This window comes from Streptomyces sp. NPDC001348 (assembly GCF_053597535.1).
The window spans coordinates 229,552-240,395 of sequence record NZ_JBSFIK010000007.1; the positions used below are offsets into that span (position 1 = coordinate 229,552).

The 10,844-nt window shown below is 73.1% G+C and carries 7 protein-coding genes; all 7 read left to right on the plus strand.

Annotated elements, in window-relative coordinates:
- The first annotated feature begins 8 nt into the window (after positions 1 to 8).
- Positions 9 to 1,346 carry a type VII secretion protein EccB gene (gene eccB, locus ACWC21_RS10565; RefSeq protein ID WP_450880183.1) on the plus strand — a complete coding sequence of 446 codons (1,338 nt, stop codon included), beginning with the start codon at positions 9 to 11 and terminating at the stop codon, positions 1,344 to 1,346.
- Position 1,347: 1 nt separating this feature from the next.
- Positions 1,348 to 4,455, plus strand: coding sequence for a hypothetical protein (locus ACWC21_RS10570; protein WP_450880185.1), 3,108 nt, complete (start codon positions 1,348 to 1,350; stop codon positions 4,453 to 4,455).
- Positions 4,456 to 4,457: 2 nt separating this feature from the next.
- Entirely contained in the window at positions 4,458 to 7,814 is a 3,357-nt protein-coding gene (locus ACWC21_RS10575) for a right-handed parallel beta-helix repeat-containing protein (RefSeq protein ID WP_450880187.1), read from the plus strand.
- Between the two features lie 63 nt (positions 7,815 to 7,877).
- Positions 7,878 to 8,213 (plus strand): WXG100 family type VII secretion target, encoded by a 336-nt coding sequence (locus ACWC21_RS10580; protein WP_450880189.1) that lies wholly within the window; start codon positions 7,878 to 7,880, stop codon positions 8,211 to 8,213.
- Between the two features lie 83 nt (positions 8,214 to 8,296).
- Positions 8,297 to 8,587, plus strand: a complete 291-nt coding sequence (locus tag ACWC21_RS10585; RefSeq protein WP_450880191.1) for a WXG100 family type VII secretion target — start codon at positions 8,297 to 8,299, stop codon at positions 8,585 to 8,587.
- 53 nt (positions 8,588 to 8,640) lie between these two features.
- Positions 8,641 to 9,192, plus strand: a complete 552-nt coding sequence (locus tag ACWC21_RS10590; protein ID WP_450880193.1) for a hypothetical protein — start codon at positions 8,641 to 8,643, stop codon at positions 9,190 to 9,192.
- Between the two features lie 105 nt (positions 9,193 to 9,297).
- On the plus strand, positions 9,298 to 10,844 hold a 1,547-nt coding region (locus tag ACWC21_RS10595), incomplete at its 3' end, for a hypothetical protein (RefSeq protein ID WP_450880195.1).

The window sequence follows — 10,844 nt, forward strand, 5'->3', positions numbered from 1 at the left end:
GGGGAGCCGTGCAAAGCCGACGCGACCACCTGCACGCCTACCAGTTCGCCACCGGCCGTCTGGCCTCGGCCCTGGTCTCCGGCGACCCGGGAACCGGCGAGACACCCATGCGCCGGTCCGGGCTCGGCAGCATGTTCGGCGTCATCGCCGCCGTCCTGCTCGTCCTCGTCTCCGTGGTCTACGGGGTGATCAAGCCCGTCGACAACACGTCGTGGAAGAAAGCCGGTGCCCTGGTCGTCGAGAAGGAGACCGGCAACCGCTACCTCTACGCCGGCGGCATGCTGCACCCCACCGCGAACTACGCCTCCGCGCTCCTGCTGGCCGGCGGCAACACCGCCGTGCAGCAGGTCTCCCGTGCGTCGATGGACGACGTGCCCCGGGGGGCGCCCCTGGGGATCCCGGGCGCCCCCGACGACGTCGCACCGCCGTCGTCGCTGCTGACCGGGGCGTGGACCGACTGCCTGCGCACCGGCTCCGGTCCGGGCGAGGCGCTCGACTTCGCCCCGCGGTCCGCCCGGGGCGTACCGGACGACGCCCGGGTCTTCGTGTCCGGTCCCGGCGGGACCCGCTACGTGCTGTGGCGGAACACCAAGTACCCCGTCGACGGCCGGTCCTCGGTCGTCGCCCTCGGCCTGGACACCGAGCAGCCCGTCAGCGCTCCCTCGGCCTGGCTGGACGCGCTGCCCACCGGCACCACCATCGCTCCCGCCCGGATCCCGAAGGCCGGCACCGAGGGCGGCACCCTGGGGGGCGCCGCGGTACGGGTCGGCCAGTTGTTCCGCACCGTCGTCAACGGAACCGACCACTTCTACGTCCTCAGGGACGACGGTGTCGCCTCCCTCACCGCCACCGAGGCCGCGCTGCTCGCCGCAGCACCGGGCGGCAAGGACGCCAGGAAGGTCAGCCCCACCGACATCGCCGCCGTCCACGCCTCCTCCGACGACTCCCTGCTGCACCGCATCCCCGACCTGCTGAACGGCACCGACGCCACCGCCGACGCCGGGTCCGCGCTGTGCCTGCTGCGGACCGTGGACCACTCGGGGGTGCGCAGCCGGATCGTACGGGAGACCGGACGCGTGACCGCCGCGGGCACCCGGGTCGTCGTCCCGCCGGCCCACGCGGTCCTCGCCGTTCCGCCGAAGAAGCCGGGGGACTACGGCACCCCGGAGCCCTTCCTGATCACCGAGCAGGGTGTGAAGTACCCGCTCGTCGGCCAGGCCGTGGACGCCCTCGGCTACAGCGGGATCACCCCGCGGACCCTCCCGGCCGCCACCCTCGACCTGATCCCCGCCGGCCCGCGGCTCAGCCGGGCCGGGGCCGCCGCCGTCGTCCAGGGAGGCAGCTGAGATGGCCGGGCGGTCCGGGGACCGTCCGGCGGCGCGCGGCGACTTCGGCCACCGCCTGTCCGCCAGGCTGTCCCGTATGGCGCCGGGCACCGGCGGGCCCGCGCTGGAGTCGCGGAGCGTCGGCACGGCGCTGCTGGTCCACCCGCGCGGCTTCGTGGACAGCCGGGCGCTGAACTTCACCCGGCGCCTGGCCGCCGACCCCCAGCACACCCTCGTCGTCCTCGACCTGCCCGCCAGCCCCGAGGACGCGGTGTGGGACAAGGTCGCCCGGTCCCTGGCCCGCCGGGGCGGCAGTTTCCGTATCGTCCCCGGCCGCGGCACCCGGGAGGACGTCAAGCAGGCCGCCCAGTTGCTGGCGGACCGGCTGCAACGTGTGGTGCTCGCCCCCGACGGGACCGTGGTCCCCGCGGCGGGCGGGGCACTGTTCGTCCCCGCCGGCCACGGCCTGGGCTGGCTGCGGTACCGGCCCGGGATGCCGTCGGTACCGGAGTCACGGCGTTTCCCCAAGCCGCAGTGGGAGTTCTCGGTGCCCGACCGGCCGCGCCCGACCGGCGCGGGCGGCGTGGTCGAGCCGCTGCCCGGCGGCGCGTGGATCCGCGGCACCTGGGAGGACGCGGCCGCCCCCGAACACCGTCAGTGGCTGATCGACCGGTTCGTCGGCCACCCCGACCAGATCGGGGTGGCGCTCGGCAGCCCGGGGACGTCCGCCCTGCCGCTCGAGGAGGTCTCCGCGTTCTGGGACACGCTGCCCCCCACCGCACGGCCCATGGTGCGCTTCCTGCCCTACGGTCCGGTGGCCGTCCCCAGCGGCACACCGCTCGGTCAGGCCCTGGCCGACCTGCTGGACGAACCCGTCGTCGTCCACGCGGGCGTGCCCACTCCCGGCGCGGACGGCGGGGCGCCCGTGGTGCGTACCGTCGTACGCGACGGAACGCTGGGCTGGCGTCCGTACGCCGAACAGTTCGGCTTCCTGCCGCGCTCGCGGACCGGCGGCCGGGCACAGGCCCCGCTGCCCCTGAACACCCGGGTCCCGGTGGGGGACATCCCGGCCATCGGGCACGGCGTCTACCAGTACTCCCCGGACGTGGTCCTGGAGGTCGTGCAGAGCGGCCTGTGGGTGCGCCCGGCGGCGGAGCCGTCCGACGGCCACACCGTGCGCTTCGCGCCGGCCGATCCCGTGTACCCCGCCATCCTGTACGACGAGACCAACCCGATGGCCGCCGACCGTATGCGGTACATCTCCTACGAACTGCTGCGCGGCCTCGACCCCTCGTTCGGCCGGCAGGGCCGCATCATGCCCTCGAGCGAGGCGGGCCGGTTCCCCGAAGGCGGCCCGCCGCCGCTGCCGCCCGGGGGACCGGTCCCCGCCGAGCCCGGGCCGGCCGACGGACGCGTCCTGGAGGCCGCGCCGAGCACGGAGCGGACCGCGCCGTCCTCCTCGGTACGAGGGAGCGCGTGGACGGACCTTCCGGCGGCCCGGACGCAGGGGGCCGCCCCCGTCGCGGGCCGGCCCGCCCCGCCCCAGCAGGGGCCCGACGGCCTGCCGCCGGCCCGTGTGCCCACGTCACAGCCGGGACCGGAGCAGGCCGCCCCGCAGCCGTCGGTGGTGCCGACGGCCCGGTCGGTGGCCGGCCCCGGCCTGCCCGCTCTGCCGCCCGTCGCCACGGGCCCGGCAGCCGCCCCGCCCTCGCATGAACCGGCGGGGTCCGCGGCGCCGTTCGCCCCCACACCCGATCAGACCAACACCCCGCAGCCGGCACCGACGGCCCCTCCGCCGTCGTCGGCACCGGTCCCCCCTGCGCCGGTGCCGACGGATCCCCCGTCGTCGGCACCGGTCCTCCCCGTGCCGGTGCCGACGGATCCCCCGTCGTCGGCACCGGTCCCCCCTGCGCCGGTGCCGACGGATCCCCCGCCGTCGGCACCGGCCATCCCCCCGGCGTCCGGGGGGCCGTCCGCGCCGGCGGTGTCCCCGCCGGCGGAGCCCGTCCCCGCGCCCCCGCACGTACCGCCGCCCGCGCCCGGTCCGGCGGCCACACCTGTCCCGGCACCGTCGGCGGCGCCGCGCATCCGCCTGGAGTCACCGAGCCCCCAGCCGGTCCGGCCCGCGCCGCAACCCCCCGCGGCGGCCCCCGAGCCGGCCGGGGACGACGCCCTTCCAGCCCCCTTGCCCGTGGCCGCGCCACCCCCCGTGCCGTCGGTTCCGCAGGGCGGTGGTGCTCCACAGGGCGCCGGCGCCCCGCGGGTACAGCCGGCGCCCGCGCCCGCCGCCGACGTCGTACCACCGGAGAAGGGCATCGACCGGGAACGCGACTGGGTGCGACGGAGTCTCGGCGCCCGCTACGACACCGCCGCGGCCTTCGTCACCCGCTTGCTGTCCGAGTCCCCGGGGCTGCACGGCGGCCCGCGCAGCTCGGCGAGCGACGCGCTGACCGACCTGGCGGCCGCCCGCCTGTACCTCTCGGGTGCGACCTCGGCCATCGACGCGGCCATCCGGGCGGCGACGACCGGACCGCACGTACCGCTGTCGCGCTGCGCCGCCGGCGGACTGCGCAGGCTGCCGTCCTACCGGGGCGGCGCACTGCTGCGGGCCACCCTCAGCGCGGCCGAACGCGCCTGGTACCGGGAGGGCACGGCGTTCACCGAGCGTTCGTTCCTCTCGGCCCTGTCCGCGGTCCGCCGGGGCCTGGCCGGCAACACCGACGTCCTCATCTGGTCACTGACGGCCCGTCGTACCGCGCTGGTGCTGCCGGAGATCCCGGACCGGGTCGTCTTCGCGCCGGGCACCGGGTTCAAGGTGCTGCGCACCGTCGACGGCGACCGCCCGGCGATCATGCTGCGCGAGCTGTCGGCGTCCGAGGCCGACGAGCAGGGACGCGTCGGCGAGGGCCGCGTACCGCTCGACGAGATCGCGCTGGCGGGCCTGGAACAGATCCACGAGTTCTGGAAGCAGGCCGGTGACGACCCGGAGCGGACGGGCGATCCGCTTCCCGACGAGCACGCGGCGGCCTTCCGTGCCGCTCCCGGACTGCTACAGACCCCACCGAACACACCAGGAGGGCCGCGGCAGCCCGGGTCCTCGGCCGGTACCTTGCCGCAGAAAGGGGCGTAGCCGTGAACCGGCAGGTCCTGAGAGTCTCGATGACCCACCCCGGTGCCTACCGCACCGTGTCCCAGGCGCTGGCCGCCGCCGGGGAGGGCGCGCTGATCTCCATCGCGCCCGGCACCTACCAGGAGGCCCTCACCCTCAACCGTGCGGTCACCCTGTCCGCGGACGGCGACCCCGGCAGCGTGCGGCTCGAGTCGCCGGTGGGCAGTGCCGTCGTCGTGGACGCCGAAGCGGTGCAGCTGTCGGGCCTCACGCTCGCCGGTTCCGACGCGAACGCCGCCGTCGTGGACGTCCGCCGTGGGCAGGCGGCACTCGACGGCTGCACCGTGGTGGGCAACGCCTGGGCCGCGGTGATCGCCTGGCAGGCCGGTCAGCTGGCGATGCGGGACTGCCGGGCGAGCAACCCGGGCGGCGCCGGGATCGTGGTGACCGCGCCCACCGCCAACACGGTGGAACGCACCACCCTCACCGATCTGGGTTCCTCCGCCGTCGTCGTCGCCGAGAACGGACGCCTCACCGTGCGCGGCTGCGTCCTGGAACGTGTCGGCGGGAACGGGATCTGCGTCAACGGGCAGGGCGGGATCACCGTCGAGTCCACCACCGTGACCGGGAGCGCGAAGCCCGCGGTCGTGGTGGAGCAGCAGGCCAAGGCGGAACTGATGCGGGTCACCGTCACCGGCTCCGCCAGCCTGGACGCGTATCTGACCAGTACGGGCCTGACCACGTTCACCGAGTGCTCCCTCGGCGGGTCGGGCGGGCAGTCGGTGCACGTCAGCGGTGGAGCGTCCCCCGTGCTGCGGGACTGCACCCTGGACTCCGCGACCAGCAGCGGGCTCCAGGTGACGGGCGCCTCCCAGCCGCGCCTGGAGAACTGCGCGATCACCGGTACCCCGCTGGCCGTGCTCCTCGAGGACGGCAGCCGGGCGGCCTTCGTCCGGCTCCGGGTCCGCGGGGCCGCCCGGGGCACGGCGCAGCTGAGCGGCGGCGCCACCGCGGTCTTCCAGGAGCTGTCGGCCCAGGACGGCTCGGCCGGACTGCGCGGGTCGGGCTCCGCCCGCCTGGAACTGCGCGACTGCGACCTGGACCTCCACCAGGGCACCGGCGTGGAGCTCAACGAGGGTTCCACCGCCCGGCTCGACGGTGTGCGGCTGCGTGCCGCGGGCGACTGGGGCATCGCCGTGTCCGGCGGGGCACGGGCCGAGGTGGAGTCGTCCACCGTCGCGGACGCCGGCGTGCTCGTGGGCACCGACGGGGAGGTGGTGCTGCGGGACAGTGAGCTGACGGGGTCCTCGGTGGACGGGGCCAGGGTGCTGGGCGGGGGCACCCTCACCGCGGCCGGCTGCCGGGTGCACGACGCCAAGGGGCACGGCGTCAACATCCAGGCGTCGGGCCGGGCGGACCTCAGCGACTGCACGATCGTCGACAACGTGGGCGACGGTGTCCGCAGCAACTCCGACGAACTGGTCGGCATCCAGCGGTGCGAGGTCGCCAACAACAGCGGCACGGGAGTCAACCGGCTCAGGGGCGGCGAGGACCACGAGCAGCCGCCGCCCGGCGCGCCGGCCCCCGCACGCGGCGGCACGCGCCAGGACAGGGCGGCGGCGCCGGGCGGCGAACGCCGCTCCGGCTCCGTCGGTACCGGACCGCTCGCCGAACTCGAGGCACTGGTCGGGCTGGAGAGCGTCAAGCGCGAGGTCAACGGCCTGATCAACCTCAACAAGATGACGCAGCGGCGCGAGGAGCTGGGCCTGCCCATGCCGCCGATGAGCCGTCACCTGGTCTTCGCGGGGCCGCCGGGCACCGGCAAGACCACCGTGGCCCGTCTCTACGGCACCGTCCTGGCCGAACTCGGCATCCTCAGCCAGGGACACATCGTCGAGGTCTCCCGCTCGGGGCTCGTCGCCCAGATCATCGGCGGTACGGCGATCAAGACGACCGAGGTGTTCAACAAGGCCCTCGGCGGTGTGCTGTTCATCGACGAGGCGTACACGCTCACCAACCAGTCCAAGGGCAGCGGCCCCGACTTCGGCCAGGAGGCCGTCGAGACGCTGATGAAGCTGATGGAGGACCACCGCGACGAGATCGTCGTCATCGTCGCCGGATACTCCGAGCAGATGGACCAGTTCCTGGAGTCCAACCCCGGCATGGCGTCGCGCTTCGCCCGCACGGTGGAGTTCCCCAACTACGAGGTCGACGAACTGGTCACCATCGTGCAGGGCCTGTGCGGCAAGCACTACTACGAACTCGACGACTCCGCCCTGGACGCCCTCACCCGGTACTTCGAGAACATCCCCAAGGGACCGACGTTCGGCAACGGCCGGGTCGCCCGCTCGCTCTTCGAGACCATGATCAGCAACCAGGCGTCGCGCCTCGCCGTCGACCCGCCGCGTGACACGGCCGCGCTGGGCCGCCTGGAGGCGGCCGACATCGGGCCCGTACCGGAGGGCGACGCCGGCCGGCCGGAGTCCGCGCCGGAGCCGGCCCCGCAGCGGGCGGCGGGGTTCCAGCCGCCCACCGAGCCGCCGCCCGCCATGCGCCGCCTGGCCGGGCTGTGCGGTCTGCGGGACGTGCGGGCGGCGCTGCTGAAGCGCACCAACGACCTGGTGGCGGCGTGCCGCGACGGCGGGCCGGTCGTCCCGGCCGCCAACGTCGCCCTCGTCGGCGAGGAGGGCAGCGGCCGGCGCGCCGTGTCCACGCTGTACGCGAAGTGCCTCGCGGAGACCGGCGTCCTGCCCAACGGGGCGGTGCACCGCGCCGCGCTCTCGCGGGTTCCGGCCCGGTGGACGGACCAGCCCCAGGCCCATGTGGCCACGCTGTTCGAGGAAGCCGAGGGCGGCGTGCTCGAACTCGAACTGGACGCGGCCTTCACCGCCCGGCCGGCGCACGAGCGGACGGCGGTGTGGGACGCCCTGGTGGCCGCCGCGGACCGTTCCCCGCGTACCGCGATGGTGCTGCGGGCGACGCCCACCGCGCTCCGTGCGGCGCTGCCGCAGGGCAGCGCCGCCGCCAACTGTTTCGCGGAGTACCTGCACCTGCCCGGTTACGGGCCGGAAGACCTCACGGAGCTGGTCTGCCGCCGCCTGGCCGGGCGCGGCCACCAGCTCGGCGAGGGCACCCGCGACGCCCTCGCGGAGCTGCTGGCCGCCGAGGCGCCCGCCGAGGGCGCCCGGGGCGCGCACCGTCTCGCGGACCGCATCGCGGAGCGGTCGAAGGCGCCCGCCCTGCGGCCCCGGGACATCCCGGCACCGCATCCCGCCCCGGCGCCGGAGGCCTTTGGTGACACGCGGGCACAGCTCCGCGTACCGGCAGGCAACGAAGACCGTTCACCGTTCCTCGCGGGCGCGGTGTCCGCGCAGGATTGAGCACAGCAGAGGGTGCCGCGGGGAACGCCGCGGTGCACCACCCAGTCGGAGAAGGGATGAGCGATGGCTGAGGTTTCGCCGACAACGGTCGACGTAGAGGGAATGCGGGCGGCGCTGCCGCATTTCGAGCAGGCGCTCACCGAGACGGCCAGCGCGTACACCAACATGCACGACCAGGCGATCACCCTGGAGAGCAACTGGAAGGGGGACGCCAGGTCGGCCTTCGTCAGCGCCCTCAACACGTGGCTGGAGAACTGCGACACCGTCAAGAAGCAGCTGCAGATCGTCACCGAGAAGCTCGAGTCGCTGACCGGCGAGTACGGCCGGGTGCACACCAGCACGACCGACTCGGCGACCTCCCTCCAGCAGGCCATCGGCGCCGGACTGCCCGGATTCTGAGCCGAGGCCGGCGCGAACCCACCCGGGGCGCGTCGGCCGGCCGACCGGTGAGACCACAGAACCTCTGAACGAAAGGAACGGGCATGGCCACCTACGAGGTCAGTTTTTCCCAGATGGAGTTCGTCGCGGGCGAGATGCAGACCATCACCAAGAACCTCCAGGAGATGATCAGCAACCTGGACGACTCCTCCAAGCAGCGCCTGCACGAGTGGAGCAGTGACGCGCGCCAGACCTACAACGCCGCGAAGGCCAAGTGGGACGCGGCCGCGGAGGAGATGCAGCGGCAGGCCGGGATGGCCACCTCGTCGCTGGGGACGATCACCGAGCACTACGTGCACGGCGAGAAGTACGGCGTGAACCTCTGGGAGTCGTGATCCCTTGCTGACAAGGGGCCGCAACCTCGGTTACGGACGGGAGGTGACCAACGGTGGGTGATCAGAGCACCTACAGCAAGAGCGACAACCAGAAGGCGCACGAGCAGGCGGTAAGTCAGTCCAAGGAACCGCAGCAGTACAGCGGCGGCACGTACTCCGACAGCAGCCAGGGGACGATCGACCATTCGCCGCTGCCGGCGCTCCCCGCGTTGTCGGTGTCCTCGACATCCAAGGACGGGTCCGGCGACGTAAAGGTCGACACCGTCGTGCTGAAGAGTTATGCCGACAACCTGGACCAGCTGGCCGAGATCATCGGTACCGCCAGGACCAAGGTCGAGGATCTCGCGGACATCGCGCCCGGTGCCTTCAAGGAGGCCGAGGAACTCAAGGCGGCGGTGACCGGCGACAAGGGTCTGCGGCCGAACTACACCGAGGCCCTCCATGACCTGCGTACGGCACTGATGGACACCGCGAAGAACCTCCGGGCGCTGGCCACGAAGTACTCCACGATCGAGGAACTGAACCAGAAGGGGGGCGATGAACTGCGGACCCTGATCACGACGGCGCAGACGGAGCTCCAGGCGTTGCAGCAGGATCAGCTCTGATCGAAGTCGACGCCGTCGGCACACAGCGCCGATCGACCGGCCCTCGGCGGCCGCGCGGAATGACGGACAACGGCGCCCCGTACCTGGCGGGGCGCCTCGTGAGTGATGTGGCAGCGCAACGTCCATGAAGTGGCGTTGCGCGTTATTGGCGTTGCGCGACGGGAGCGCGGAAGCATGGCCGACGGCAGCAAGAGCAGTGACGTCCCTGGTTTCACCGAGGGAGAGGACGGCGTCTTCGCCGACGCCAACGGTGACACCAGCGGCGACTACAGCAACTGGGACTGGAAGCACATCATGGCCGCGATCACCGGTGGCGCGGCCTACACGGGCTCCGACCTCGAGCAGAAGGCAGCGGGCTATTCCAACCCGCTGACCGTCCAGAACGCGGCCAACACCTTCTGGTACGTGCAGGAGGTGCTGAAGGAAGTCGGCGATGACCTGGTCGGCCTGGCCGAAAGTGTGACCGGTGAGAACGGGTTCTGGAAGGGAGAGGCGGCGACGGCTTTCAGCTCCGCCATCTCCGGGCTCGGGCGGCAGACGCTCCAGATGGCCGACGTGCTTTCGGGCGGCGTCACCGGCGACAACAACGTGCCTCAGCAGCTCGCGAACAACGCGCAACACCTCTACGAGGCGATCGCCAAGGTCAAGGACATCGACAACTGGTACGCCAAGGAGGCCGCCCGGATCGACCCGGACCTCGTGATGAGCAACGGCCTGGTCCGGGTCAGCGCCAACGAGAAGATCGTCAAGATGATGACCGACGACATGCGGCAGGTCCTCGTCGCCCTGGCGAAACACTACAAGATCAACAAGGATTCCATCTCCCAGCCGACATCACCCAGCAATCCGGCGACGACGGGTGGTACGCCGGCGACGACGGGTGGTACGCCGACGGCGACGGGTGACTACTCGACGACGGGCTACAACGGGGCGACGGGTAACGCGTCGGGCTCGGGTAGCGGGTACGGGGGTGCGGGCAACGGATACGGGGGTGCGGGCAACGGATACGCGGGCTCGGGCAACGGGTACGGGGGTGCGGGTAGCGGGTACGCGGGCTCGGGTAGCGGGTACGCGGGCTCGGGTAGCGGGTACGCGGGTGCGGGCAACGGGTACGGGGGTGCGGGCAACGGGTACGGGGGTGCGGGCAACGGGTACGGGGGTGCGGGCAACGGATACGCGGGCTCGGGCAACGGGTACGCGCCTGGGTCCCAGGGTTCACAGGGCCACGGGGGACAGCCCCAGTTCAGGATGGCGGTCCCTGCCCCCGCCGGGGCGTCGGGGGAGCAGCAGCCTGGGGTTTTGTACGAGCGTCAGCCGGCGTTGACGCCGGAGGAGCAGCAGGCCGGGGTTGCGTATGACCGTCAGCCGGCGGTGACGTCGGGGGAGCAGCAGCCTGGGGTTTTGTACGAGCGTCAGCCGGCGGTGACGTCGGGGGAGCAGCAGCCTGGGGTTTTGTACGAGCGCCAGCCGGCGTTGACGCCGGAGGAGCAGCAGGCCGGGGTTGCGTATGACCGTCAGCCGGCGGTGACGTCGGGGGAGCAGCAGCCTGGGGTTCTGTATGACCGGCAGCCGGCGTTGACGCCGGAGGAGCAGCAGGCCGGGGTTGCGTATGACCGTCAGCCGGCGGTGACGTCGGGGGAGCAGCAGCCTGG